26 protein-coding genes and 1 tRNA gene are annotated in these 26,901 nt (G+C 39.5%); 15 read left to right on the plus strand and 12 right to left on the minus strand.

Annotation, left to right across the window (positions count from 1 at the left end; all coding sequences use genetic code 11):
• Positions 1 to 92 precede the first annotated feature (92 nt).
• From ABXG83_RS02810 to ABXG83_RS02820, 3 genes are all read left to right on the plus strand, one after another.
• Positions 93 to 1,523, plus strand: a complete 1,431-nt coding sequence (locus ABXG83_RS02810) for an arginine deiminase family protein (RefSeq protein ID WP_353549975.1) — start codon at positions 93 to 95, stop codon at positions 1,521 to 1,523.
• A 96-nt stretch (positions 1,524 to 1,619) separates the two neighbouring features.
• Positions 1,620 to 2,531, plus strand: coding sequence for a citrulline utilization hydrolase CtlX (gene ctlX / locus ABXG83_RS02815; protein WP_353549976.1), 912 nt, complete (start codon positions 1,620 to 1,622; stop codon positions 2,529 to 2,531).
• A 6-nt stretch (positions 2,532 to 2,537) separates the two neighbouring features.
• Entirely contained in the window at positions 2,538 to 3,254 is a 717-nt protein-coding gene (locus ABXG83_RS02820) for a hypothetical protein (protein WP_353549977.1), read from the plus strand.
• A gap of 3 nt (positions 3,255 to 3,257) precedes the next feature.
• On the opposite strand, the gene ABXG83_RS02825 is transcribed toward ABXG83_RS02820, so the two are convergent.
• From ABXG83_RS02825 to ABXG83_RS02845, 5 genes are all read right to left on the minus strand, one after another.
• Complete coding sequence (locus tag ABXG83_RS02825; RefSeq protein WP_353549978.1) at positions 3,258 to 3,584, minus strand: DUF6122 family protein; 327 nt, start codon at positions 3,582 to 3,584, stop codon at positions 3,258 to 3,260.
• Between the two features lie 12 nt (positions 3,585 to 3,596).
• On the minus strand, positions 3,597 to 5,489 hold the full coding sequence (gene gndA, locus ABXG83_RS02830) for an NADP-dependent phosphogluconate dehydrogenase (RefSeq protein WP_353549979.1): 1,893 nt from the start codon (positions 5,487 to 5,489) through the stop codon (positions 3,597 to 3,599).
• 13 nt (positions 5,490 to 5,502) lie between these two features.
• Positions 5,503 to 6,819: a gluconate:H+ symporter gene (locus ABXG83_RS02835; RefSeq protein ID WP_353549980.1), complete on the minus strand. Its 1,317-nt coding sequence runs from the start codon at positions 6,817 to 6,819 to the stop codon at positions 5,503 to 5,505.
• 150 nt (positions 6,820 to 6,969) lie between these two features.
• Positions 6,970 to 7,054: transfer RNA gene (locus ABXG83_RS02840), tRNA-Ser, on the minus strand.
• A gap of 116 nt (positions 7,055 to 7,170) precedes the next feature.
• Positions 7,171 to 9,282 (minus strand): DNA mismatch repair protein MutS, encoded by a 2,112-nt coding sequence (locus tag ABXG83_RS02845; protein ID WP_353549981.1) that lies wholly within the window; start codon positions 9,280 to 9,282, stop codon positions 7,171 to 7,173.
• A gap of 303 nt (positions 9,283 to 9,585) precedes the next feature.
• Between ABXG83_RS02845 and msrA the strand changes: the two genes are divergently transcribed.
• Entirely contained in the window at positions 9,586 to 10,152 is a 567-nt protein-coding gene (gene msrA / locus ABXG83_RS02850) for a peptide-methionine (S)-S-oxide reductase MsrA (protein WP_353550752.1), read from the plus strand.
• Positions 10,153 to 10,309: 157 nt separating this feature from the next.
• The gene (locus tag ABXG83_RS02855; RefSeq protein WP_353549982.1) at positions 10,310 to 11,803 is read left to right on the plus strand and encodes an oligosaccharide flippase family protein; all 1,494 of its coding nucleotides are present in this window, start codon (positions 10,310 to 10,312) and stop codon (positions 11,801 to 11,803) included.
• A gap of 77 nt (positions 11,804 to 11,880) precedes the next feature.
• On the opposite strand, the gene ABXG83_RS02860 is transcribed toward ABXG83_RS02855, so the two are convergent.
• Positions 11,881 to 12,633: a L,D-transpeptidase family protein gene (locus tag ABXG83_RS02860; RefSeq protein WP_353549983.1), complete on the minus strand. Its 753-nt coding sequence runs from the start codon at positions 12,631 to 12,633 to the stop codon at positions 11,881 to 11,883.
• A 132-nt stretch (positions 12,634 to 12,765) separates the two neighbouring features.
• Positions 12,766 to 13,893 (minus strand): 4-hydroxyphenylpyruvate dioxygenase, encoded by a 1,128-nt coding sequence (gene hppD / locus ABXG83_RS02865; RefSeq protein WP_353549984.1) that lies wholly within the window; start codon positions 13,891 to 13,893, stop codon positions 12,766 to 12,768.
• Positions 13,894 to 14,180: 287 nt separating this feature from the next.
• Between hppD and ABXG83_RS02870 the strand changes: the two genes are divergently transcribed.
• A complete protein-coding gene (locus ABXG83_RS02870) occupies positions 14,181 to 15,302 on the plus strand; it encodes a 5-(carboxyamino)imidazole ribonucleotide synthase (RefSeq protein WP_353549985.1) in 1,122 nt (373 codons plus the stop codon).
• A gap of 68 nt (positions 15,303 to 15,370) precedes the next feature.
• Here ABXG83_RS02870 and ABXG83_RS02875 read toward each other — a convergent pair whose 3' ends face one another.
• Positions 15,371 to 16,318, minus strand: coding sequence for a DUF3078 domain-containing protein (locus ABXG83_RS02875; protein WP_353549986.1), 948 nt, complete (start codon positions 16,316 to 16,318; stop codon positions 15,371 to 15,373).
• 127 nt (positions 16,319 to 16,445) lie between these two features.
• Between ABXG83_RS02875 and miaB the strand changes: the two genes are divergently transcribed.
• The 9 genes from miaB to ABXG83_RS02920 all read left to right on the plus strand — a co-directional run bounded on the left by miaB (position 16,446) and on the right by ABXG83_RS02920 (position 24,086).
• On the plus strand, positions 16,446 to 17,873 hold the full coding sequence (gene miaB, locus ABXG83_RS02880; protein ID WP_353549987.1) for a tRNA (N6-isopentenyl adenosine(37)-C2)-methylthiotransferase MiaB: 1,428 nt from the start codon (positions 16,446 to 16,448) through the stop codon (positions 17,871 to 17,873).
• 114 nt (positions 17,874 to 17,987) lie between these two features.
• Positions 17,988 to 19,259, plus strand: a complete 1,272-nt coding sequence (locus tag ABXG83_RS02885; protein WP_353549988.1) for a sigma-54 dependent transcriptional regulator — start codon at positions 17,988 to 17,990, stop codon at positions 19,257 to 19,259.
• A 9-nt stretch (positions 19,260 to 19,268) separates the two neighbouring features.
• The gene (gene lptE / locus ABXG83_RS02890; RefSeq protein WP_353549989.1) at positions 19,269 to 19,799 is read left to right on the plus strand and encodes an LPS assembly lipoprotein LptE; all 531 of its coding nucleotides are present in this window, start codon (positions 19,269 to 19,271) and stop codon (positions 19,797 to 19,799) included.
• A gap of 21 nt (positions 19,800 to 19,820) precedes the next feature.
• Positions 19,821 to 20,714, plus strand: a complete 894-nt coding sequence (locus ABXG83_RS02895; RefSeq protein ID WP_353549990.1) for a hypothetical protein — start codon at positions 19,821 to 19,823, stop codon at positions 20,712 to 20,714.
• A 1-nt stretch (position 20,715) separates the two neighbouring features.
• Positions 20,716 to 21,060, plus strand: coding sequence for a preprotein translocase subunit SecG (gene secG, locus ABXG83_RS02900; RefSeq protein WP_353549991.1), 345 nt, complete (start codon positions 20,716 to 20,718; stop codon positions 21,058 to 21,060).
• Positions 21,061 to 21,126: 66 nt separating this feature from the next.
• Complete coding sequence (mltG, locus tag ABXG83_RS02905) at positions 21,127 to 22,152, plus strand: endolytic transglycosylase MltG (RefSeq protein ID WP_353549992.1); 1,026 nt, start codon at positions 21,127 to 21,129, stop codon at positions 22,150 to 22,152.
• Positions 22,153 to 22,159: 7 nt separating this feature from the next.
• Positions 22,160 to 23,125 carry a YihY/virulence factor BrkB family protein gene (locus ABXG83_RS02910; RefSeq protein WP_353549993.1) on the plus strand — a complete coding sequence of 322 codons (966 nt, stop codon included), beginning with the start codon at positions 22,160 to 22,162 and terminating at the stop codon, positions 23,123 to 23,125.
• 76 nt (positions 23,126 to 23,201) lie between these two features.
• The gene (locus tag ABXG83_RS02915) at positions 23,202 to 23,795 is read left to right on the plus strand and encodes a redoxin family protein (protein ID WP_353549994.1); all 594 of its coding nucleotides are present in this window, start codon (positions 23,202 to 23,204) and stop codon (positions 23,793 to 23,795) included.
• A 105-nt stretch (positions 23,796 to 23,900) separates the two neighbouring features.
• Complete coding sequence (locus tag ABXG83_RS02920) at positions 23,901 to 24,086, plus strand: hypothetical protein (protein ID WP_353549995.1); 186 nt, start codon at positions 23,901 to 23,903, stop codon at positions 24,084 to 24,086.
• Between the two features lie 6 nt (positions 24,087 to 24,092).
• Here the strand turns inward: ABXG83_RS02920 and ABXG83_RS02925 are convergent, their stop codons facing one another.
• The 4 genes from ABXG83_RS02925 to ABXG83_RS02940 all read right to left on the minus strand — a co-directional run bounded on the left by ABXG83_RS02925 (position 24,093) and on the right by ABXG83_RS02940 (position 26,837).
• A complete protein-coding gene (locus ABXG83_RS02925; RefSeq protein WP_353549996.1) occupies positions 24,093 to 24,575 on the minus strand; it encodes a TlpA disulfide reductase family protein in 483 nt (160 codons plus the stop codon).
• A 9-nt stretch (positions 24,576 to 24,584) separates the two neighbouring features.
• A complete protein-coding gene (locus tag ABXG83_RS02930; RefSeq protein ID WP_353549997.1) occupies positions 24,585 to 25,205 on the minus strand; it encodes an RNA methyltransferase in 621 nt (206 codons plus the stop codon).
• A gap of 57 nt (positions 25,206 to 25,262) precedes the next feature.
• Entirely contained in the window at positions 25,263 to 25,721 is a 459-nt protein-coding gene (locus ABXG83_RS02935; RefSeq protein WP_353549998.1) for a hypothetical protein, read from the minus strand.
• Between the two features lie 102 nt (positions 25,722 to 25,823).
• Positions 25,824 to 26,837, minus strand: coding sequence for a dipeptide epimerase (locus tag ABXG83_RS02940; RefSeq protein ID WP_353549999.1), 1,014 nt, complete (start codon positions 26,835 to 26,837; stop codon positions 25,824 to 25,826).
• Between the last annotated feature and the right edge of the window lie 64 nt (positions 26,838 to 26,901).

The raw sequence follows: 26,901 nt of genomic DNA on the forward strand, positions 1-26,901 counted from the left end.
TATGCCTGATCACTGAGTTCGCTTCTTGTTATTCTGATCATTACTGCATTTCGGGAATCTTGATCCCTTCATTTATTTAATACAATATTAGTATGGAACATACATTGCATGTTACCTCTGAAATAGGTACTTTAAAACGTTTATTGGTACATAGTCCTGATAGTGGCTTGGGTAAAGTAGTCCCTTCCAAAGCCCAAGACTGGTTATTCGAAGACATCGTTCATCTGGATACCATTCGTAAGGATGAATATGATTATTACACCAAACTGTTGCTGTATTTTCTGGATCCTGTAAAGATCAAAGGAAAGCTCCAGGAGATTGATGGAAACGATCGTTCTTTTTTTAAACCCGACTCTGATGGATTTTATAAATCAGATAAAGTCATAGAGCTACAGTGGTTATTGGCTGAAATTCTGGAAAATGAAGATATCCGCTCTCAATTGGTAGCATCTGTATCTGCCATTGAAGGTTGTACTTTTCAAACCCAACAGGAATTATTGGGTTATAGTGCCAAAGAACTGGCTAAAACATTTATTTCCGGTACATCAGCGGATAAGAAATTACTGTTCGCTCCTATTCCTAACTTCATTTTCACCAGAGATATTGGGATCACGATCAAAGACCATGTACTGTTAAATAAGCCTGCCAAGAAAGCACGTACAAGAGAAGCCCTTCTGGCAAAGTATATCTTTTTCCATCACCCCATTTTCGCTCCATGGCAAAATAATGTCATTGAATTGGCGGATTCCAATCAGAGTTTTTTGATGCCGGAAGAGGAAGAAGATGATCGCAAAACAACACTGGAAGGCGGTGATATCATGGTTGTCAGTAACAACCATTTACTCGTGGGTGTTAGTGAACGTACTTCTGCAGAAGCTGCTGCGATGATCACGAATGTGATGTTTGAAAAGAGTTTGATGGATAAGGTCACGATCGTTCGTATTCCTAAGAAAAGAGATTATATGCATATTGATACTGTTTTCACACAGGTGAAAAGAGATGTATGGGTAATGCTGGGAAATTTCTCGCGTAAAGCCGTAAAGCATGAAGATGATAGCGTGATCGAAAGAGAATTACAGGTTAAGAAAGATGAAAAAATTAAGATCACACAATTCCATAAGAAGTGTCCGGACAACCCTGTTTATTTCGATAGTCTGGAAGATCTTTTACAGGATATCAGTCTGACAGACCTGCGTTGTGAGAATGATGTACGGTTTATTTTTTCCGGTAACAATGAATTTCCCTACAATGCTCGCGAACAATGGACAGACTCCTGCAATTTGCTGGCATTGAAGGAAGGTGTTGTATTGGGTTATGATCGTAATGATAAAACAACCGAAGCTTTCAGAAAAGCTGGCTTTACCATTATTCATGTGAAAGAATTATTACCCAAACTAGAAAGTGGTGAATTGAACCCGGAAACCATGACAGACACGCTCATATTGATGCCATCCGCAGAATTGTCAAGAGCTCGTGGTGGATTTCATTGTATGAGTATGCCATTGTGGAGAGAAGATATTTGAGTAGACAGATGATAGTTGACGGTTGACAGGAAAACAATTTCTCTTCTGTCAACTGTCAACTAGGAACCGCAATACTAAATTTAAATGACAACCAACATGCAGACAACTTCAAATCTATTGATGATAAAACCTGTTCGTTTTGATTTTAATGCAGAAACGGCAGTGAATAATAGTTTTCAGCAGGCTTCTGCAGATGAGCAAGTAAGTGCAAAAGCGACGGCTGAATTTGATCGGTTTGTATCTGTCCTAAGAAATGCCGGAGTTCAGGTAACTGTTGTAGAAGATACACCTGAGCCTCATACACCTGATTCCGTATTTCCCAATAACTGGATATCGTTTCATACAGACGGAACAATATTCTTATATCCAATGTTCGCAGTGAATCGCAGACTTGAGCGCAAGCCTCATGTACTATCAGCGATCGCTGAGAAGTTTCAGGTTGCAAATACCATTGATTTGAGTACATATGAGCAACAACATGTTTTCTTAGAGGGAACCGGAAGCATGGTATTGGATCGAGAAAATAAAATCGCTTATGCTTGTTTGTCTCCCAGGACAGATCTCACTGTGCTAAATGATTGGTGCAATAAAGCAGGATTTCGTCCGGTTGCATTTACTTCCGTGGATAGTAAAGGAGACCCGATTTATCATACCAATGTGATGATGTGTATAGCGGATAGATTTGCAGTGATCTGTCTGGATTCAATTCCAGATAGCAAGGAAAGAACCGCTGTTACAGAAACCTTGCAGGATACAAAAAAAGAGATCATTGAGATCAGTTTTGATCAGATGAATCATTTTGCAGGAAATATGCTTCAGGTGAAGAATACTACCGGACAGCATTATTTGGTAATGTCATCACAGGCATATCATAGTTTAACACCTGATCAGGTTCAGCGCATCGAAAAATACAATCCGATACTGCATTCTGATATCACTACTATTGAAACCAATGGTGGTGGTAGTGCCAGATGTATGATGGCGGAAGTTTTTTTACCGGAAAAATAGGTTAGCATGAATCGAAGTTCACTGAATGAGATACTATATGAGCAACTAGAGAAGCAGTATAATGAAATAAGGGATCGTTTGTATACCCCTTTATTCAAACGTTATGCTGATTATCTTGATATGTATCGAAGAGGTGAACTCATTGATATGGACGGTGCAAATGTTGAAGAAGAGATTGGAGATAAAGCTACTGATATCGCAGCCATCAACCCTTATTCAAATTTTATTGATACACATCCCCTGAATGAGCAAGAATGTGTCACTTATTTGAAAAATGAATTGCGATCTTGCTTGTTTGATGCTGATGTAAGACCGCAAATGATGAAATCCGGTGCAATGGAGATCGGGTATGATTGGTATTTTCATTACGACTCCGGGATCAATTTTTTTAAACAAGAATTGAGTTTTCCCATTATTGCAGAGCCGAGATATTTATACCGTGAACTACCACCGGGTCATTATACCGGTTTTGCAAAAGGCCCTGATTTTTCAGGTGTTTGGCCTGATTGTTCCATCATGATCGATGAAGCAGATGAAGAACACGAATTATTGCAATTAGGACAAGACCTGATGACTTACTATCAGTATCAATCAAGGTTGTTTCTGCATAAAGCTTTCAAAGAAATGGATGAAGCAGGTGAGTTTTCCGGGATGGAGAAACACCCCTTTCCTGTTTATATAGCGGAGCATGATTGTGAGGAAATGACACTATACGTACTTTAGGATTTACAAACAGGTGTAACCATGCATCCAACAATCGATCTGATCGGTCAGCATATGCATCAATAATCCAATACCCACAATTCGAAGTTTTGTAAATAGTAATAAAAAGTAAAGGGCAATCATATACCAGCTATGCATCAGATGAAAACCAATACTACACCTGCATGGATCAAAAATGGGGGTCGCCAATAAATGATCCAGGTCAACCAACATGGTTAGCAAAAAGATGATCGATACGGTTTTCCATTTATCCCTGAAAAAAATATACGCAATGAAAATGGGCGCTATAAAATGCAGGAAGTAATGAAGAATTGATGTGAATAGCTGCATATAGTAATTAGATTACCACTCTGTATGATAAAATGTCCCAGTGACATCATCCCTCTTTTGATAAGTATGGGCGCCGAAAAAATCTCTTTGTGCTTGTATGATATTCGCAGTTGCATGCTTTGCATGCAGTGAATTCAAATAATCCAATGAAGCTGCATGACAAGGTATCGACAAGTCAGATGCCAAAGAGTGGATACAAAAGGATTTCAGATCTTGCTTCAACGCTATGATTTCCTGCTGGATCTTATCATCGTTAAACAGTTCATCGTGTTGATGAAAAGCGATGATCATTTCTTCCATTAATGCGCTTCTGATGATACAACCGTTGGTCCATATACGTGCTATGTTGGAAAGATCCAGATCCCATTTAAACTCAAGTGAAGCCGCCTTCAAGATCAAAAAACCTTGTTGATGATTGATGATTCGTGCTGCAGTATAAGCAGCTTTTACTGTATTCAAGCTGAGCGACTGATCAGTACTATTTGTAACTGTCTGTTGCCTTAAGTTACACACTGATTCTTTGAGGGTTGATACATACCGTGCAAACAATGCACCGGTAATCATTCCCGCAGGTATTCCCAATTCAGAAGCTGAAATGGTAGCCCAGTTTCCAGTGCCTTTATTGCCTGCAACATCTAAAATCAGGTCGATCAAATAAGCATCGCCTTCTTTTTTTTGCAGGATATGAACGGTGCTTTCAAGTAAATAACTACGAAGTGTTCCTTGATTCCATTCATGAAATAGATCAGCGATCTTATTGGGGGCTAATCCCTGAACATACCGTAAGTATGCATATGTTTCTGCGATCAGTTGCATCTCAGCATATTCAATTCCGTTATGGATCATTTTTACAAAATGTCCTGATCCATCCGGCCCAATATATGCAGCGCAGGGTTTGCCATTTTTATCTTTTGCTGCAATGGTATTTAATAGGTGTTCTATTTTTTTATACGCTTCAAAAGGGCCGGAAGGCATAATACTCGGACCATTTAACGCTCCCTTTTCACCACCGGAGACGCCTGTGCCGATAAAATGAATTTGTTGCTTTTCCAGATAAGCGATACGTCTTTTCGTATCCTCATAATGAGAGTTACCTCCATCCACTAAAATATCCCCTGCTTCTAAGTGTGGTAAAATTTCATCAATAAATTGATCTGTTTCTCTGCCGGCCTTTATCATCATAAAGATGATCCTAGGTTGCATTAACGATTGTACAAAAGGTTTTACATCTACGAAACCTAATGCAGTATTCAACTCTGTATAATTATGAATTGCATTTTCAGCAACTTTTTCCTCGACACCTTTTATATATCGGTTATACAGCGAAAGCTTTACTCCGTTTCGTGCCCAGTTTCTGGCCAGGCTTTTACCCATTACACCTAACCCAACAACACCTAATGTAGACTTATTGGTTTCCTCTAAAATTGTGTTCACCATAGTTTGTTTATCGAGTGATATGTCAATCTTAATACTTTCATTTGGTATTTCAAGGATATCAAACTGAGATTGTAAAAGCGAAATGGGCATATAATGCTCTTTTCTGGTTGCCATCCTTTTTTGTATCAGCTCTTTTGATCCTTGTAAAAAAATCCAAAAAATAGAACCTTCCATATGCTCCGCGATGATCTCACGGTATTTCTTTTTCAATGCCGAACAGGCTATTATCACCGATCTATCAGCTACTAAAGCCTCATTGCCTATTCTATTTATATTCTTGAGCCATTCATACCGATCGCTATCATCAAGAGGTATACCGGCTTTCATCTTTTCGATATTACTTGCGGAGTGAAAATCATCTCCATCAAAAAACGGAATACCCAACTGAGCTGCCAATAACTGTCCAATAGTGGTTTTGCCACTTCCGGATACACCCATCAACAAATAGATCTTTGCACTTCGCTTCATACATCAGTTAAGCTTAAATAAACAAACTCAATACCAAAACTCCCAGTAATCCAACTACTGAAACAATGCTTTCCATCAATGACCAGGATAAAAATGTATCTTTTACTGAAACATTAAAATACTCTTTAAACATCCAAAAACCCGTATCATTCACGTGTGAACAAAAGATACTGCCTGAACCAATCGCTAAAATGACCAAATTCGGTTCTACATCTAATTGTGTGATCAATGGCGCAATGATACCTGCCGCCGTAAGACCCGCTACTGTTGCAGATCCCAGACAGAGTCGAATAAGCGCAGCTACCAGCCAGGCAAGCACGAGTGGATGAATTTGTACCGATTGTAAAACAGCGACAATTTCATTACTCATTTCACTGTCAATCAGTATTTGTTTCAGTCCTCCCGACGCTCCTATGATCAAAATAATTGTAGCGATCTCTCGGACTCCTTGGTCATAGGTCGTCATGATCGCTTGTACAGACATACCTTGTCTTTTCCCTAATAAAAGCGTCACAATTAATAAGGAGCATAACATTAAAATCGAAGGCTCATTGATGAAGTCACAAATTTTTGCAATGCTATCATTTGCTTTGAAGATGATAGAAGTCAGGAGTGTGACTAGTAATAAGAAGATGGGCATTAAGGCAGAAAGAATACTGATCCCCAAAGAAGGTTGATTTTCAGCTTGTACAGTTTCCTGAAAATCGAAACGTGATGAAGTTGTTTTGATGCGAATCAGAAATCTCGAAAAAATAGGACCTGCCAATACAACCGCTGGAATGGCTACGATCATTCCGTAAAGAAATGTTTTTGAGATACTCGCATTAAAAATACCGATCAAAGAAGCCGGTGATGGATGTGGCGGTAATAAACTATGGGCTACAGATAGAGCAGCTAAAATGGGTATTGCAACCGGTATAACGGGTAGTTTGAATTTGTAAACTAAACTGTATATGATCGGGATCACCAAAACAAACCCCACATTGTAAAACAAAGGAATTCCGATGATGAGTCCGGTCAACATCATACCCCAGGAAAGATATTGTTGACCGCATATACGAATGACTCTTTCAGCAATAACGGTTGCAGCTCCACTATTTGCTACCAGTTTACCGATCATGGCTCCTGAGGCGAGGGTGATGATGATGGAGCCCAGCATATCTCCCACCCCTTTCTGCAATGATTTTACAATTGCCATAAGAGGCATCCCAAGAAGCAACCCGGCGCAAATTGAAACAATTAAAAATGAGACGAATGGAGAAACTTTATATACAGATGTCAGTACCGTTAACCCGATAATTACAAGAAGAAGTACGAGAAAAATCTGCATGCAATTGTTTTACTTTTAATGATTTCGTTTCGGAGTGTCTAAAGCTTGAAATAAAAATAGTAAAACGAACTCGTCTGTCGAAGTATATCAGAATTTAGACGTGTATATAAAAGAAAAGCCCACCGTTGCTAAAACTATGGTGGGCGTAAGCGGAGAGAGAGGGATTCGAACCCCCGGACCTTTGACAGTCAACGGTTTTCAAGACCGCCGCATTCGACCGCTCTGCCATCTCTCCGGCGCAAAAGTACGTTTTGAATGATATTTACCAAAAAAAATAGAGAAAGAACCGATAAAAACTTTGAAAGCCTTATTGGGAAAGGGCTACAGAGAAGTTCTTTGTAAACGAAAGGACTAGGAAGTGGGTTTCTCTTCAAGTTTTTCAACTACGACGAGATCTGACAGGTCGACGTGCATGGGTAGTAATCCAATTTGCACGATGGCTCTTTTTCCCCGGATCTCTTTCACTTCCCCTACCTGGTAGTTCTTTCTCAACTTCACCAGCGAGCCTATTACAATTTGTTGATTGAGTTCTTTGTATTTCAGGTCTACTTTTTTCGCCAGTTTATTTACAACAATGGTTTCTTTTTGCTTGAATAAAAGATGCTGTAAATTTTTGATGACCTCTTGCTTATTTTCTGATTTTTTCCAATCCAATACGATCTGTTTGAGTTTACGCTCCATATCTTTCAGGTACACAAGACGATCCTCAGTGATTCTGTTCTGCTGTTTCAATAATTCCACTTGCTGACGATGTCGTTCTTTGTCCATCACCACTTCCATTTCCTTTTTCAAACGATCGTTTTCTCTGAGCAGTTTGTGGAGTTGCTTTTTTTCTTGCTCCAATTGCTGCAGATCTTGTTCGGTTCTATTCAACAAACGATCCAATTTGAAATGGTCTTCTTCTACCAGCTTTCGTGCTCTGTTGATCAGGTGTTGTGGCAATCCGATTCTTTCTGCAATCGCGAAAGTGTAGGAACTGCCGGGCTTACCAACGATCAGTTTATACATAGGCTGAAGATTGACTTCATCAAACTGCATCGCACCATTGATGATACCTTTCGTATGATTGGCCATCACTTTCAAATTGAGATAGTGTGTAGTGACAACACCATATGCATGTTTGCGTGCCAATTCCTCCATGATCACTTCAGCGAAAGCACCACCCAGATTCGGATCACTTCCACTACCCAATTCATCAATAAAAAATAAAGTCTTTCCGTTAGCAGACTCAATAAAAGACTTCATGTGTAAAAGATGACTGCTGTAAGTGCTCAGTTCAAATTCAAGATTTTGGGTATCGCCGATGTGAATAAACAACTGCTTAAAAATACCCATCTGAGAATCCGGACTTACCGGCACCAATAATCCGCTTTGCAGTAAGAGCTGATTCAGTCCGATCGTTTTCATCGTTACTGTTTTACCACCTGCATTGGGCCCGCTGATGACTAGGATTCGGCTCTGTTCATCCAATGTAAGTGTGACGGGTATCGTTGGTTTATTGGCGGTCTTATTATACAACAGAAGCAAGGGATGAAAGGCATTGATCAAGTGTACATGCGCCTTGTCCGATAACTCAGGTAACTGTCCATTCATTTCAATGGCCAGTTTGGCTTTCGCTCTGATGAAATCATATTCTCCGGAGATCAATAAGTATTGAGAAAGCAATGGAGCATAAACGGATAAACGAGCAGTGAGTTGTCTGAGTATGCGTTGAACTTCTTTTAATTCATCATGCTCCAGTGCAAACACGGTATTATTCAGATCAATGGTTTCTTCCGGTTCAATGAAGGAAGTTTTTCTACTGTCACTTTCTCCATGTAGAATCCCTTTCACCTGACGTTTATGTTCTGAAAAAACAGCAACAACTCTCCTGCCATTGCTAAAACTTTCATCAATGTCTGCTGTATATCCGGCCTTGGCCAATTTAGCGATCACTTTTTCAAACATTCTTCGCAATTCGTTTCTCTTGCGATAGAGGCTCATCCGTATCTTTTGAAGATCGGGTGAGGCATTGTCTTTTACATTTCCCTGTTCATCGATCACCTCATCGATCATTTCAATGATCGTTTTCTCGTAATAAACATCTTTGATCACTTCAGCCATGGCCGGGAAAGCCTGTCTTCTTTCTGTATCAAACCATCGAAAAATATTGGCAGTGTTTTCCGATAATTTCCTGATCTGTAACCACTGTTCTCCTGTGATCAGTGCACCGGGAATTCCCAATAAGCGAAGTTCCTGTTGTAAAGGGAGGGTAAAATCATTGGGGAAATACTGCGCCTGTTGAAGAATAGATTTGAATTCGAATGTTTGCTGCAGGGCTAATTGAATATATTCTTTGCGTGTATGGATCCTTAATTGGGCTGCTTTCTCACGGGCATGCAAGGTTTTACAGTGACTTTCCAATAAAGTTCTGACCTTATCAAATTCCAGTTGAGTCAAAGCTGTTTCAGGATACAAACGCATAATTCTGTACTACGATTAAGGCGCAAAGGTAAAGGTGATCTTTGATCTTAGATCTGTGATTTTTTGATTTCCTTAATCAGGTGTAGGACATGAACCATCAGTTCACTAATCAAGCAATCAAAGATCAAAGAATCAGAGATTAACAACCCTTTTGTAAGGTTAGAACATTCATGCTGTCTATTTGTTATAGAATCAACACCTAATTTTATAAAAAAGGTTAATATGCGATTTATTTTGAGTGTAATGGTATGGGCAATTGTATTTGCTTCTTGTGCCCAACAGCCATCAAAAAAAGTAACAAATATGAATACGAAGGTGAATTATAGTGGTATCGTTACCGATACGGCTACATTTGGCGAAGGATGTTTTTGGTGTACAGAAGCTTTCTTTCAACGATTGGAAGGTGTATTGGAAGTAGTTAGTGGATATGGTGGTGGATTTGTGGAGAATCCGACCTATGAACAGGTATGTGATAAGAATACGGGTCATGTGGAGCTGGCACGGATCGTTTATGATCCTTCAAAGATCACTTATGATGAGCTTTTAGAGGTTTTTTGGAAGACCCACGATCCTACAACTCCAAATCAGCAAGGCAATGATATTGGGCCACAGTATCGAAGTGTGGTTTATTATCACAACGAAACACAAAAACAAAAAGCGGAACAATACAAAGCATTATTGGATAAAAGTGGTGCCTGGGATAAACCCATCGTTACTACCATTGAACCTTTCAAGAATTTTTATCTGGCAGAAAACTATCATCAAAACTATTACAATGACAATCCCAATCAGGGATATTGCAGATTTGTGATCAGACCTAAATTGGAGAAATTCGAGAAGGTGTTCAAAGACAAGTTAAAGAAGCAATAATTGAAGTGTGTTGAGTAAAGCCACAGATTCACAGATTAAAGAACTAATCTGTGAATCTGTGGCTTCTTTTTTGCTTTTATTTAGCAGCTACCCCAGTAAAATCTGTTTAAACTAGTTTTCTGCACCTTATTTTTACAGGAATCTATCGAACAGGCCCATGGGAAGTATTCGTAAACAAACCATCATTTCCAGCGTACTGGTTTATATTGGTTTTGCCATTGGGTTTGTCAATCATTATTTCTACACCAAAAATGGTTCTTTTACCCCCGAGCAGTTTGGTCTGACGCGTATTTTCTTTGATTTCGCACAAAATATGATGGCTTTTGGAGCCTTGGGTGTCATTCCGGTCATCTATAAATTCTACCCTTATTATAAGGATAATCTTGAGCCTCGCAAGATCGATCTGATGAGTTGGGCCATGTTGGCATCGATCATTGGATTTGTCATTGTATTGGTCAGTGGTTTTGTATTTCAACCATTTTTTGTAGAAAAGTACCAAGAGAAATCCCCTTTAATCCTGAATTACTATTACTGGATGTTTCCATTCGCCATGGGGATGTTATTCTTTTCTGTGATAGAAGGATTTAGCTGGGCATTGCAATTATCTGTGGTATCCAACTTCTTAAAGGAGACATTACTCAGGGTTATTACCAGTGTATTGATCGGACTATTTTATTTCAAATGGATCAGTTTCACCGTGTTCATCTACCTCTTTGCATTTCAATACCTAGCTATCTTTTTATTTCTATTCATCTACCTATTACGCAGTGGTCACCTTCACTTTCATTTTAAAATCAGCAGGGTAACCAGGAAGTTCTGGAAAAAGATACTCTCAATGCAGATCCTGATTTATGGAGGCACATTGATCGCATCTGTTGCTGCAACCATTGATAGCTTTATCATTGCGGGTTTTCAAGGACTTACAGCTGTCGGTATTTTTGTGTTTGCACAATTCACGGCGAATGTTATTCAGGTTCCGCAGAGAAGTATTCAGGCAGTTTCCTCGAGCTTTCTTTCCAGGGCTTGGAAAGACAAAAACTATGGCGAGATTCATCGCATCTATTCAAGATCCTGTATCAATCTGTTATTGATGTCATTATTCATTTTCGGTAATATATGGCTGAATGCAGAAGAGGGCATCAAAGTGTTGAATATTCAGCAAGATTATCTGAATAGTTTGAATGTTATTTTCATTTTAGGGATTGTACGAATTATTGATGCGGGCACCGGTTTGAATGCCATGGTTATCAATACCTCAACTTATTGGCGATTTGATTTCATCAGTGGAGTGGTGTTGATCGGGCTTCGATTACCACTAACTTATTTCATGATCAAAGAGTATGGCATTATCGGATCGGCTTATGCCGAATTGATAGCGTATGCTACCTATAATTTTATACGCTATGAATTTCTGAGACGGAAATTCAATATGCAGCCATTTACCATGAAGACCTTGTATTCTCTATTGTTAGCTGTTGCAGCTTATTTTATCTGTAAACAGTCTTTCAGTGCTTTGAGTGGCTGGATAGCAATTATTTGTAATGCGGTTGTCTTTTCGGGTATTATGATCGCAGGAATATTTGTCTTCAAGCTAACCCCTGATGCCATGCAGTTGTATCATGTCGTGAAGAAAAGATGGAGCAATGAGTAGTTGGAATCTTGCTTTCGACTTTCTTTATTGTATCGAAGATATATTTCTTACAAAAATCTGAAATCTGCGATCTGCCATTATAATATAACGTACTCCCCTTTTTTGTTTACGGAGATCAATGGCAGCTTTTTGTTTTCTTCGAAGTAGTCATATACTTCTTTTAAACGGGTTGAGAACTTTTGGTATTCTTTATCTTCTTTACTATTTCTATCCAAGTACTCCTGACTTCTATTATTGCTGAAACGAACCGGATAAATATGAACAGGTATGAAGTCTTGTCCCTGATTACGGGCATGTGAGGCCAACACATACAATTCTTCGATCTGATCGTTCTGAATTGGGATACATCCTACGGTGATACAACTACCATGAATGTATATATCACTTCCCGGTTTGATGGAATCACTTAAAAGCAGATCTGATGCATTGGGGTAATTCAATCCCAATGATAAGTGATACATGCTTTTGGGATTGAATTCATTGATATAGTAAAATCCTTCCGGCACCTGATAATCACCCTCCATTCTTTTCGGCCCAAGCGTTCCTGAAAGCGCGCATATCTTATAGGTTTTGAATAACTTATAAGGTTCTGCTGAAGTATTTCTTACCCATACTTCCAATTGACTATCATACTTAAAGCTTCGGATATAAACATCTTTTGCGGGCCATTGAAGTTTAGCATTTGCGAACTGTTTCTTCAAACTATCTTCTTTGGAGCGAATGGCCTGTGCAACCCTGGGAAACACACGTTGATTTTCAATAAAACCTGACTGTCCGTTGACGGATACCGCGGTCATCAATATTGAAAGAAATAACAGGGGGTATTTCATTATTGCAAAATACTAAATGATCAAGATGTGATTGTTGAAGCTACTGTTAAATTGAAACGTTGGCAAGTTAGGATTATTGTATAAAAAGACCGGAATCGTTGCGAAGATTCCGGTCTTATAATTTCCTTTCAATTATAGGTTTCCTCTATCCGCCTGTTCTCTTTCAATGGCTTCAAATAAGGCTTTAAAATTACCTTTTCCGAAACTCTTAGCCCCTTTCCGCTGAATGATCTCAAAGAAAAGTGTAGGCCTGTCTTCAACGGGCTTGGTAAAAATTTGTAATAAGTATCCTTCATCATCTCTATCCACCAAGATTCCCAGATCACGCAAAGGATTTAGGTCTTCATCGATATGTCCTACTCTATCCAATAAATCATCATAATAGGTGGTAGGAACTTTTAAAAACTCAACACCTCTGTTTTGAAGATCGGTGACGGTTCTGACAATATCATTTGTTGCCAGTGCCACATGTTGACAGCCTTCTCCATTATAAAAATCGAGGTACTCTTCTACCTGTGATTTTTTCTTTCCTTCTGCAGGTTCATTGATCGGGAACTTTACGAATCCGTTTCCATTACTCATCACCTTACTCATCAACGCTGAGTACTCGGTTGAGATATCGTTATCATCAAAACTGAGGATATTCTTAAAGCCCATCACATCTTCATAAAACTTAACCCAAGGATTCATTTGATTCCATCCTACATTACCCACACAATGATCGACGTACAGTAATCCCGTTTCACTTGGATTATAATGACTCTCCCATTTTCTGTATCCAGGTAAGAATGCACCGGTATAATTTGTTCTTTCAATAAAAAGGTGTACAGTATCTCCATAAGTATGGATACCGCTGATGACTACTTCTCCGAATTCATCTTTTAATCGTTGCGGTTCCATATAGCTCTTACCACCGCGCTGTGTTGTTTGTTTCCAGGCATCCGTAGCATCGTTTACTTTCAATGCCAATACCTTCACACCATCTCCGTGTTTGTATACATGATCTGCTATCGGATTATCGGTACGCAGTGCGGTTGTAAAAACAAAAGTCAATTTGTTTTGTCTGACAGCATAGCTGGCACGATCTTTTACCCCTGTTTCAGGTCCGGCATAAGCCAAACTTTGAAAGCCAAAAGCTGTTTTATAAAAATGAGCGGCTTGCTTTGCATTGCCGACATAAAATTCAACATAATCAGTGCCCAATAAGGGTAAAAAATCAGTAGTAGTAGACTGTACTGCAGAAGTTACAATCGATTCCATACAATATGTTTATAAAATGAATGAATAGGGAGAAAATCTTTGTCGTCAAAGACAAGATCAGGCATCCATGGCCAATGCTTCCATCAGCAGACAATAACATCCGCGTTTGTCACCGAAGACTTTATGAGGATAATCAGGTAGCATGGTTCAAAGTTAGGGATTTTGGGGATAGATAATGGGTTATGGACGATGGGTTATCGGATTTAGAAACCCTTCTTCAACATCAAAAAATAACCTATCACCCACGACCCATACCCTAGTACCCAGTTCCCCTTATCTTCGCAGACATGAAAGCAGGAATTCTTGGAGGTGGCCAGTTGGGCCGTATGCTGTTACAAGCAGCAGCCAATTACACAGTAGAAACTTGGGTAATGGAAAACGACCCTAATTGTCCGGCCGCGCATCTTTGTCACCATTTTGTTCTGGGAAATATCAATGATTTTGATGCAGTATATGCATTTGGGAAAGGGCTGGATGTTCTTACCATCGAAATTGAGTCGGTGAATGTGGATGCATTAGAAAAACTCGAAGCTGAAGGCGTTAAAGTGTATCCCAAACCCTCTGCGATCAGAACGATCAAAAATAAGATCCTTCAAAAGCAATTCTATGAATCAAATGATATCCCTACTTCCTCATTTGTTATCACAGAAAAGCTGAGTGATCTAAAAGACCACACTGCTTTTTTACCGGCTGTTCATAAGATCGGACAAGGTGGATATGATGGAAAAGGTGTTCAGATCATTCGTGATGAGCAAGAAATAGAAAAAGGATTTGATGCACCAGCGGTACTTGAAAAAATGGTGCCTATACATAAAGAGATCGCAATGATCGTTGCGATGAATGATAAAGGAGAAACAGCATTGTATCCTCCTGCTGAAATGGTATTTGATCCTGTGTTAAATTTATTGGATTATCAATTGAGTCCTGCATCACTTCCGGAAAAAGTATTTTGGAAAGCAGAAGCCATCGCTTTACGTGTGGTAAAAGGGTTGAATAGCCCGGGATTATTTGCTGTAGAACTTTTTGTTGATAAGAATGAAGAAGTGTTGGTCAATGAAACAGCACCACGTGTACATAACAGCGGGCATCATACCATTGAAGCCAATTATTCCAGTCAATATGATATGTTATGGCGTATCATGTTAGGTTATCCCTTGGGAAATACTGATGCGATACTTCCATCTGCCATTGTAAATCTTCTCGGCGCCGAAGGATATTCCGGTGAAGCAGTTTATGAAAACCTTGACGAGGTCTTAAAAATGGATAATGTTTTTGTACATCTCTATGGAAAAAAGCAGACAAAACCCGGTAGAAAAATGGGGCATGTTACCATTATGCACAAAGACTATCAGGATCTAACACACAAGGCGAATAAGATCAAACATTTATTGAAGGTCATTAGCACATAATTTTAATGTCAGATGTCAGATTTGATTTTATAAATGAACCCAATCTGACATCTCACATTTCTCATTCACTATCCTTTCTTCACATTCAAAGGGCGTAAGAATCCAATACCAATCAGGCTTTTGGTTTGTAGTCCGGGTGATGTTTTATTAGGACCGAATAAACGAACATCGTCATCATAGATCAGATCAAGACTATATGTTGCCGAGAAAAATTTATTGATCTTGAAAGAGAATAAATTGGTCATGAAGAAGTCGATATTCTGTGCTTGGTTGTTATAGTTAGAGAACATGTCTAACCTTCCTTTGTAAGTCACATTTTTCGCAATCGTATTATTGTAGTTAACGGTAGCGAAAGTTCCTATTTCATTGATCGATGTTTTGCCTGCAGGTACACCATACTTACCTAATGTAGATAGTTTGTTATTCGCCACAACAGTCCACCTGGATGTAAGTGGCGACACAAACACTGAAAGCTTATCAGAAGGTTTGTAATCAAATCCGACTGAAAGAATTATGTATGCCGGTGATAAGAATGATGATGAAAAACTTGGCACACCTCCTGAAAAGGTATAACCATCAAACCATTGGGAACGAAAGTTAAAAAGACTGGATAAAAATACTTTTCCGGTACTATCCATTTTATAACCATACTTACTCAGAAAATCAAAACGGTCATCGTTCTTTCTTCCTCCTAGGCTGGTGGTCTGCACGTAGCCGAGGTTCATATCAAAGTTGTTATCCCAGCTGTGGCGGTTCTTACGATAGAAATAGAAAAAATTGAAGTATGAGCTTACTGCGAGTGAAAAATTATCACCCCCTGCAGCCCAATTACTCAGGGAGCCTTGTGCAAGATTTGCACTCAATAAACCACCTTTTTTCCATACCCATGTACTGGTATCCGCGTCTTTTTTGATGGTTCGGGAAGTTTCACTTCGAAGTTTATTCACTACAATATCCTGAGAAAAAACTGCTGATGAAAAACACAGCATCAGCATCCATAGCATAGTTTTCTTCATGTGGCCGGGGGATTTGCGTTGCAAAACTAATTGATTAACAGAATTTTCAGCGTTGAAAACCTGTCAAACTGACACAAAAACAAGACAATTTTGTTAATTTTGCATCTAAACGATTCTAAAAGAAGGTATGAATACAATGCTTACTACAGATAAAGTGCATGATGAAGCCCGTCAGGGAGAAGCATTTCAGCCATTCGCTAATGATCCAAATCAGTATAAAAAGCATTTTTATATTGAGAGTTATGGCTGTGCAATGAATTTTGCAGATAGTGAGGTGGTGGCCTCGATCTTAAATGGTGCCGGTTTTGGTGCGACCCGAAATCTTGAAGAAGCCAATCTGATTTTATTGAATACCTGCTCCATTCGTGAAAAAGCAGAACAAACGGTCCGTAAAAGATTAACAGAGTTTCGCAAGATCAAAGAACGTACACCGGGAATGCTGATTGGCATGCTGGGTTGTATGGCTGAGCGATTAAAAGCCCAGTTACTCGAGCAAGAAAAACTGGTGGACCTGGTGGTTGGTCCTGATGCGTACAGAAGTTTACCGGCACTGATCGAAGAAGCGGAATCCGGACAGAAAGCCGTGAATGTTTTGTTGAGCCGCGATGAAACTTATGGTGACATCGCTCCCATTCGTTTAGATAGCAATGGAATCAGTGCTTTTGTATCGATTATGCGTGGCTGTAATAATATGTGCAGCTTCTGTGTTGTACCATTTACAAGAGGACGAGAAAGAAGTCGTGATGCGCATTCGATCATTCAAGAAGTACAAGCATTATGTGATAAGGGTTACAAAGAAGTAACCTTATTGGGACAAAACGTGGACAGTTACTATTGGATCGATGAGCAAAAAGATGAAACCGTAACATTTGCAGCTCTTCTTGAGAAAGTGGCATTGATCAGTCCGGATCTCAGGGTTCGATTCAGTACCTCACATCCAAAAGACATTACGGATGAGGTATTGTTCACCATGGCTAAATATGAGAATATCTGTAAGTACATACACTTACCGGTACAGAGTGGAAGTTCCAGAATCCTACAATTGATGAACAGAACTTATACCCGTGAATGGTATATGGCCAAAGTAGATCGTATCAGAGAACTACTACCCGACTGCGGCATTAGTTCTGATATCATCGCAGGTTTTTGTACGGAAACGGAGGAAGATCATCAGGAAACACTCAGTATCATGCAGTACAGTGGCTATGATATGAGCTATATGTTCTTCTACAGTGAAAGACCCGGAACATTGGCAGCCAGAAGATATGAAGATGACATTCCTGAAGAAGTGAAGAAAAGAAGGTTGCAGGAGATCGTAGATCTTCAAGGTGAATTATCTCGTCAGAGCAACTTAAAAGATCTGGGTAAAACCTTTAAAGTATTGGTCGAAGGTAATAGCCGTAAAAGTGAATCTGATTGGATGGGAAGAAACAGCCAGAATAAGGTCATTGTTTTCCCAAAGAAAGATCTGAATGAAGATCTGAAAGGTACTTATGTAATGGTGAAAGTAACCGACTGTACCAAGACAACACTGCGTGGAGAAAGAGAACTGTAATCATCAATGATGAATATTGAATCCTGAATGCAGGAAGTTCAAACAAGTGGTCAATGAATAAAACGGATCTCTATGTATCAGGCATCTGACATTAGGGATCAGCAAATTAAAGCTATGGATCTTCAAAGTATAAAAAACAGGTTTGGCATAATAGGTAATTCACCTTCGTTGAATCATGCACTCAATACAGCTGTACAGGTAGCTGCTACCGATCTGACCGTATTGATTGTAGGAGAAAGTGGTGTGGGTAAGGAAGTATTTTCTCAGATCATTCATTCTTTATCATCACGAAAGCATAATCCATTCATTGCCGTGAACTGTGGTGCTATTCCGGAAGGAACGATTGATTCAGAATTATTCGGACATGAAAAAGGCGCATTCACAGGGGCTGTTGATAGCAGAAAGGGTTATTTCGAAACGGTAAGTGGCGGTACCATCTTTTTAGATGAGATCGGTGAAATGCCATTGGGTACACAAGCCAGACTCTTACGTGTATTGGAAACAGGAGAATTCATCCGTGTGGGTTCTTCTAAAGTGCAAAAGACAGATGTACGTGTGATCGCAGCTACGAACAGAGAGTTATTGGAATTTACCCAAAAAGGAAGGTTCCGTGAAGATCTGTATTATCGTTTGAGTACGGTTCCGATCCGTGTTCCCGCTTTGCGAGATCGTAAAGAAGATGTTTTACTGCTGTTCCGAAAATTTGCGGTTGATTTTGCCGAACGATACAAGACACAACCGATACAGCTCGATGATGACGCTAAAAACCTGTTAATAAATCATCCTTGGCAAGGTAACGTGCGTGAATTGAAGAATATTGCAGAACAGATATCTGTGTTGAGTCAAACCAACAATATTTCAGCGGTCACCTTGCAGCAATTTCTACCGGATCAAAGTAAGCATATGAGAATGCCTGTACTAGCCGGACAAGCAGGCGGCTCTTCATCAGAGTTTGCGAATGAGCGTGAAATTTTGTACAAGCTCTTCTTTGACATGAAGAAGGATGTGACAGAGCTGAAAAAGATGTTTTTAGAAATACTGCAAAACCCTTCATTAGCGGGTAATGCAGCCAATTATACCCGGGATTCACTGATGCAGGATTTTCATACGAATGGTGACATCTCCCCTGTGCTAAGCAATTCGACTGCTGCTCATACAGCGGTATTGCCCGGTAATGTAGGTTCACAGCCGGTGATCTTGCATGAGGATGATATTCATCACCATGAGGAAGTTGAAGAATCATTGAATATCATGGATAAGGAGAAAGAACTGATTCTAAAAGCTTTGAAAAAACACAAAGGGAAAAGAAGAGATGCATCACTTGATCTGGGTATTAGTGAAAGAACATTATACCGTAAATTGAAAGAATACGATATTGAGGAATAATCTAATTACATGAGATCATTATTTCAAACATATAGTTATCGGCATAGCATTCTTTTATGGATGATCATGTTAATTGGATTTACTGCATGTAAAGTAAAATATAGCTTTAATGATGCCACGATCGATCCGCGATATAAAACGATCAAACTGGGTTTCATTGAAAACAAAGCCCGTTACATCAACCCGCAGTTGAGTCCTAAGCTAAATGATAAGCTACAGCAAAAGATCACCAACCAAACCAAGTTGACGCGTGTATCGAATGATGATGCTGATTATGTCATCAGTGGCTACATCTCAACTTATGATGGTACACAAACTGTTGGGGTAAGCGGCAGGCAAGCAAGTACGAACCGTCTTACTGTTTCGATCAATATCAAGCTGAGAAAAAATATTGAAAATGAAACCAAAGAATTTGTAGTGAGCCGAAGCTTTGACTATAGTGCCAATCTAGCTTTTAATACTGCCGAAGCACAGTTATTGGATGAAGTGGTAAGAAATATGGTAGACGAGATATTTAACCGTATTTTCTCAGACTGGTAATCAATTTGTACATTTATCGCTATGAAATCCATACGGGATAAAGCCTTATTACACCTGACCGGACAATCTACCCTTCAAACGGTTCCTATCGATCAATTGGAGTCATTGGTTCAAACCTACCCTTACTTTGCGCCCGCAACGCTATTGTATCATGCCAAGTGTAAAGCGGATGGTGCGACCACACAATTGGAGGCCAGTTTAGGCAAATCGTTTCTTTTCACGGATAACCCGCTTTGGACTTCCTATTTATTACAAGAACCTACTGTTATGGATGAAGTCGGTATGCCGGAAACTCCGGTGGCCGATAAACCTGCCCTATCCATATCCAAGACTATCGATATCCCAACCATGGATGATGTGAGGGATATTATGCGGTCGATCGACCCTAGAAAGATTCCTGATAATCCACCAGAGGTAGATGAAACCGAGGAAGAATATGAAGAACCAATGGATGAGTTGCCATTGCCTGAGACGAAATTGAGCGATCTGTTATCAGAACAACTGGCTGATTTCAAAAAGCCGGTTGATAGTGCGGCTCAATTAGAAATTGAAACAGAGCGACTGCATACCATCGATTATTTTGCTTCTCAAGGTATAAAAATCGATCTTTCTAAGATCCCGCAGGATAAATTGACCTCCCAGCTCCGTAAGTTCACAGACTGGCTGAAACAAATGAAACACGTGCCCAATGAACCTGCCGACCTTGGAACAGGCTCAGATCTGGAGCAGGCAGTAGCCCTGATCGCTGAAAATTCCAATGAATCCAGGGAAGTCGTGACTGAAACCATGGCTGAGGTTCTGGAAAAACAAGGGCAATTGGATAAAGCCATTCAGCTTTATATCAAATTAAGTTTCATAAATCCTGAAAAATCCGCTTATTTTGCGGCGAAGATTCAACAATTAAAAGGTATATAAAATGATCATTCTGTTTCTGATTCTGATTGTGTTAGCTTGTGTAGCGCTTGGTTTTGTAGTACTGATTCAGAACCCTAAAGGAGGCGGTCTTTCTGCCAATGTTGGTGGTTTGAGTAATCAATTCATGGGTGTTAAACAAACCACAGATGTACTCGAAAAAGGTACATGGCTATTTGCCGGTATCATTGCGGTATTGGCTTTGGTATCCAGTTTATTTCTAAAAGGTGGTGCAAGTGTAGACAGCTCTGTATTACAAAAAGTAAATACAACTACCAGTGCTCCTGCTCCAGCCCCTACTACACCTGCCAATACTACAACGGCAACTCCTGATACAGGAAAAAAATAATTTGAATACTAGATTGTTAAAACCCTGCCTGTTCTACAGACAGGGTTTTTTGTTTAATTTGTTGGTATGAAAAAAAGTATTGGATGGGCTCTACTGATCGTACTGATAATTTCAGGTATCTCTGCCTGGTTGATATTTGGTAGCAATACCGCTTTTTCAGAAGCACAACGATACTTCATTGTTGAGCAAGGAAAAACAGACAGGGCCTCGATCTTAGCAGCCCTCAAGGAAAACGGTATCGTATCGCAGACCATCGGATTATCAATGTTAGGTACGGTTAGTGCAGTTTGGCCGAAAGTAAAGCCGGGTAAATACGAGGTTAAAAAAGGGCAATCTGCTTTTGACATTGCACGCATGTTACGGAATGGAAAGCAAGCAGAATTAAAACTGGTGATCAATAAGCTCCGCACCAAATCAGATCTCGCAAAACTGATCAGTAAACAATTCAACACGGATTCAGTAACGGTTATGCAATTCCTCCAATCGAACGACTCTTTGCAACAATTGGGAACGGATACCACACAGCTATTTACAACGATCATACCCAACACTTACATATTCTATTGGAATACTCCGTTGATCAAGATCTTAAAAAAACTAAAAGACAACAGTGATCAATTTTGGCAAAAAAACAATCGATTGGCCAAAGCCACTTCCAAAGGATTATCAAAGAATGAAGCCTACACATTGGCATCGATCGTAGAAGAAGAAACCAATTTCGATTCAGATAAATACAAGATCGCCAGTGTGTATATAAACCGTTTAGAAAAAGGGATGCCCTTACAAGCTTGTCCTACCATAAAATATGCTATGCAAGATTTTACGATCACGCGTATTTATGAGAAATATTTATCTAATCCATCCCCATACAATACCTACCGAAGGAAAGGATTACCACCCGGACCCATTTGCACGCCTTCACCTAAAACCATAGATATTGTGCTAGAAGCTCCGGTAACTGATTATTTATTCTTTGTGGCAAAGAGTGATTTCAGTGGATATCATCATTTCAGTAATAATTATGAAACGCATGATAAATATGCCAAAGAATATCAAAAGCAGTTAGACATTTACATGGCCAATAAAAAGTAATTCCGTTTTGATCAAACTACAACGTATCATCATTAGTTGGAAACCTATTGCTTTTGTGATCCGCAAAAGCAAGACCACTATTGTTCCCGGATTTCAGGGATTGCCGTTGTATGATGTAGTTCTATTTTTCTTTAAACAGATCAATAAGGTGGGATTAAATGAAAGAGCTGCTGCCATTTCGTTTAATCTGATCATGGCATTACCTGCTGCTATGATCTTTTTATTTTCACTCATCCCCTATTTCCCGAAATCATTTAAAGTTGATAAGCAGATATTAAGTCTATTTAAAGATATCACACCGAATTCAGAGACTTACCGTTTTGTGAGCCAGATCATCAATGATCTTCTTAAAAAACATGTGGGTATTTTCTCCTTTGGTTTTATACTGTTGATCTTTTATGCATCCAATGCGATGATCGGTATAATCCGAACTTTTGATAAATCGATTCAGGAACAAAAAGGGTTTATTTTTCACCAGCGTTGGAGAGCCATTCAACTGACAGCGATATTGATCTTACTTGTGATCGGATCCTCCTTGGTATTAATTGGTCAGGATCAATTATTTAGTTTGCTGAAAAGTTTGTTTGACATAAAATCAAAGACCCTTCTTCCTGTGTGGAATGCCGCCAGATGGTTGGTGATTATAGGGTTGGTGTTTTATGGAATCGCTTGTACCTACAAATACGCCCCTTCGGTTCAAAAACGTTGGAAACTAGCTTCACCGGGGGCTTTATTGGCCACTTTTCTCACATTGGCTACTACCCTTGTCTTTTCTTATTGGGTCAGTTTATTTGCAAATTCCAGTTATAACAGGATCTACGGATCCATAGGAACGGTACTGATCATGATGCTATTGATTTATATCAATTCGTTAATTTTATTGATCGGCTTTGAGTTAAATGTAAGTATCACGTATCTTACTAAGGAAGCAGAAGCCCGGAAACTGAAAGAGAAAGCCCAAAACGCCTCCTGATATTGCACTGAAGAAAAATACTTGTTCCTGCATGAACAAGTAATATCTATCATTTGTCACTATAAAAACCATCATTATGAAAACGTTGCTTTATTCGCTGTTTTTTGCGTTCACTGCACTTAATATGCAAGCACAATCACTCCCTGTTGGAGCTGATCTCCCAATGAAGGATGTAAAGATGAAAGATGTATCCGGTAAAGAAGTTTCTATTACAGATGCCATGAAAGCCAATGGTGTTCTCGTGATGTTCTCATGCAATACCTGTCCGTACGTGATTAAAAACCAACAAAGGACACTTGATATTGCTGCTTATGCCAAACAAAATAATATTGGCATCATTCTATTGAACGCTAATGAAGGTACCCGTGGCGGAGATGATTCATATGATGCAATGAAGGAATATGCCAAAAAGCAGGGATACGATTTTTATTACACAGTTGATACAGATTCAAAGATCGCCAATGCTTTTGGTGCCACCAGAACACCTGAACTATTTCTATTCAATAGTGCCGGTAAACTTCAGTATAAAGGCGCAATCGATGATAATCCTAATGATGCAGGGAATGTAAAACGTATTCATGCCAAAGAAGCGATCAGTGAGCTTACTACTGGAAAATCTATTTCAGTAAAAGAAAGTCGCTCAGTAGGTTGTAGCATTAAAAGAAGTTAATTGGATCATTTCCATGATCGTTATATAAGCCGCTTTTAAAAAAGAAGCGGCTTTTTTGTGGAAATAATGAATACGGGCATCATTTTAATAACCAAAACCTGTTTTATGAAGCCTTTTATCATCATTACGTTGTTATTGGCCATCACCTATGCCATCGCAGAAGGGATTCATTATGGTAGTACAACCGGTATTGTACTCGCAACATGTAGCCTGATAGCATTGGGATACGCTATTTATCTGACAGAAAAACTTCACAAACAATTGCGTGAGGAAGCTGAGGGCGAATATTGATGAGTGCTACTGCCCTATTAATTTTTGTAATTCTTGTACCAATCTTTGTTCGGGTAATTGTTGCGCAAAGAATTGACGGTATTGGCGTTTATTGTTGACCATCAATGTTACCGGAATTGCACCATCCCATTTTTCATCGATCTTGGGACAGAATTCATCTGCATTGGTTTCATCCAGCCATACGATCTTGGATTGGTAGTTATTTTTTTTGGCAAAAGCTGCAATACCTTTTGGATAATCCTCTGCGAAATCAAGACTCACCAACAGTAATTGTACTTTTTGATCTTTGAATGCTGCAACAGATTTTTCAAACCAGGGTATTTCCTTGATACAAGGCGCGCACCAACTGGCCCAAAAATTGACCACTAAAGGAACCGAACTGGTGTCGATCATTTTTACAAGATCATTGATCTTTACTTTTTTTATCTCCTGAGCGTGTACGGTCGTTCCGAGTACTATCACCAACAGGAACAAGACAATTTTTTTCATAATGATCTTTTACAAAGGGTCTTCTTGTTTGAAGCCCCATTCATTTAATAATTCAGTTTGTCTTTCGGCAGACATAGAAGGCTGATCATATTGACCTGCTGCCTTTTTTTGACGATACGCTTCATAAATACTTACAGCACAGGCTACCGAAATGTTTAAACTCTGAATAATACCCATTTGTGGGATGATGAAATTACCATCCGCCAATGCCCTGATATCTTCACTTACACCGGAATGCTCATTCCCAAATACCAGTGCTACACTTTCTGTAAAGTCGATGTCATATAAACTTACTGCATCGGAGGATAAATGGGTTGTTAAAATGCGTGCATATTTTTTACGCAATGCTTCAAAACAGGCAGTGGCATCATCAAACTGGTGAATGGTTAGCCATTTGGCAGCGCTACTACTACTTTTCGGACCAAACTTTTCATGCCTGGGGATTTTAGTGGTAAGGATGTATATATCCTGGATACCCACAGCATCACAGGTTCGCATTACAGCAGATATGTTGTGAGGATCTTGCACATTTTCCATTACCACGGCCAAATTAGATTGACGCTGATGTAAAACACGCAATAGTTTTTCTCTTCTTTCAGGTGTCATAGACCCCGAAAATCGGTACTTCATTAGGATTAAACAAATACCGTGTAAAAAAAGCAGGTAATCATACCTGCTTTTTTTGAATTACCATCTGCGGCGATCTCTATCACGTCTATCATCGTCACGATCTCTGCGATCCCATCGGTCATGACCCCGGCGTTTGTCGACGAACACGACGGGTGGACGATAAGCCATGTACTGTCTTGCATAACGATCGCGGTATACTTGTGGATGTCTGAATGGATCTCGATCATTGATCACCACTTTGTATCCACGATGTAAGTCATAATGACGATAAGCACGTGGGAGATCAGAAACATAGATCCATTGTCCTCTTTCAAAATAAACAAATCGACTTGCCGGAATGCTGTAGTACATGTCTATTTCTGGGAAATAATAATAATCTCCTACATGGTTGCCGGGTAAGGCCCATGCCGGACGCTGACCTATATTCACATTCACATTCAATCTAACCTGAGCTTGTGTTATGCCGACCCAAAAAATGGATGACACAATTAGAATGGGTAAAATTTTTCTTTTCATGGTTCACGGTTTTATATGGATATAAAGCCAAACCAGATGCCAAAAAAGAAGCTTTCTGTTAGGGAAATGTGAATTCAGGAAAATCTTGTTGAGGGAACAAGATCAACGAAACTGTATACCTAAACCGGGTTTACCTGAAACGGAAACTTGTCCATGATCATATGTTACACCGGTGGCGATGGATGTTGATAATAGTAGAGGGCCATCCATATCTACATGATCCAATTGCGGAAGGAAATGTGCGATCGCAGCAGAGCCAACTTCTGACTCATTCATGCTACCCATCATCACCTGTAATCCTAATGTTCTTGCTTCTTGTATCATTCTTATGGCAGGTGTGATTCCACTGCATTTTGTGAGTTTGATATTGATGCCATGGAAATGACCGACACATTTCTTGACATCATGTTCCGATACACAACTCTCATCAGCAAACAATGGCAAGGAAGACTGCTGGTATAATAGCTTCATTCCTTCCCAGTTATCTTTGGCAAGTGGTTGTTCGATAAACTCCACTCCTAGTTCTGCGAGCTGTGGAATTTTTTCTAAGGCTTCTTCTGTTGTCCAACCTGCATTGGCATCTATCCTGAAAACAGCATCCGTATGTTGACGCAAAGTTGCGATGATCGAAATATCATTCGCCGTGCCTAGTTTGATCTTATAAACAGGCCAAGGTTTGGCTTTCATTTTTTCCACCATCTTGTCAATGGTATCAATACCAATCGTGTAATCAGTAACAGGGGGCTGCTTCCACTCTGTATGCATCAGTTCATACAGGGGTTTACCTTTCATTTTGCCAAACAAATCCCAACAAGCCATATCTAATGCACATACTAAAAAAGGATTATTAGGGATGAGATGATGCAAATAGTGCCAATATCTCTCTGGTTCCGTTAACGCAAATTTTTCGATCATACGACGATGCTTTTCCAGATCTGCGATCATGGATTCAACCGTTACATCATAATAAGCAATCGCAGGAGCTTCACCAAAACCCATAAAGGGACCTAATTCCAATGCCACTAATAGCGAAGGCTGATGTGTTTTCGTGCGACCATTGGAAATGGTGAATGGATATTCAAAAGGAAGATTGATGGGTCTGTAACTGAGCTTCAAGAGATGTATTTTGAGGGGCAAAGATAATTAAGGATTGTATTTGCCACTGAAAGCACAGACAAAC

Source organism: Sediminibacterium sp. KACHI17 (genome assembly GCF_040362915.1).
GTDB lineage: Bacteria > Bacteroidota > Bacteroidia > Chitinophagales > Chitinophagaceae > Sediminibacterium.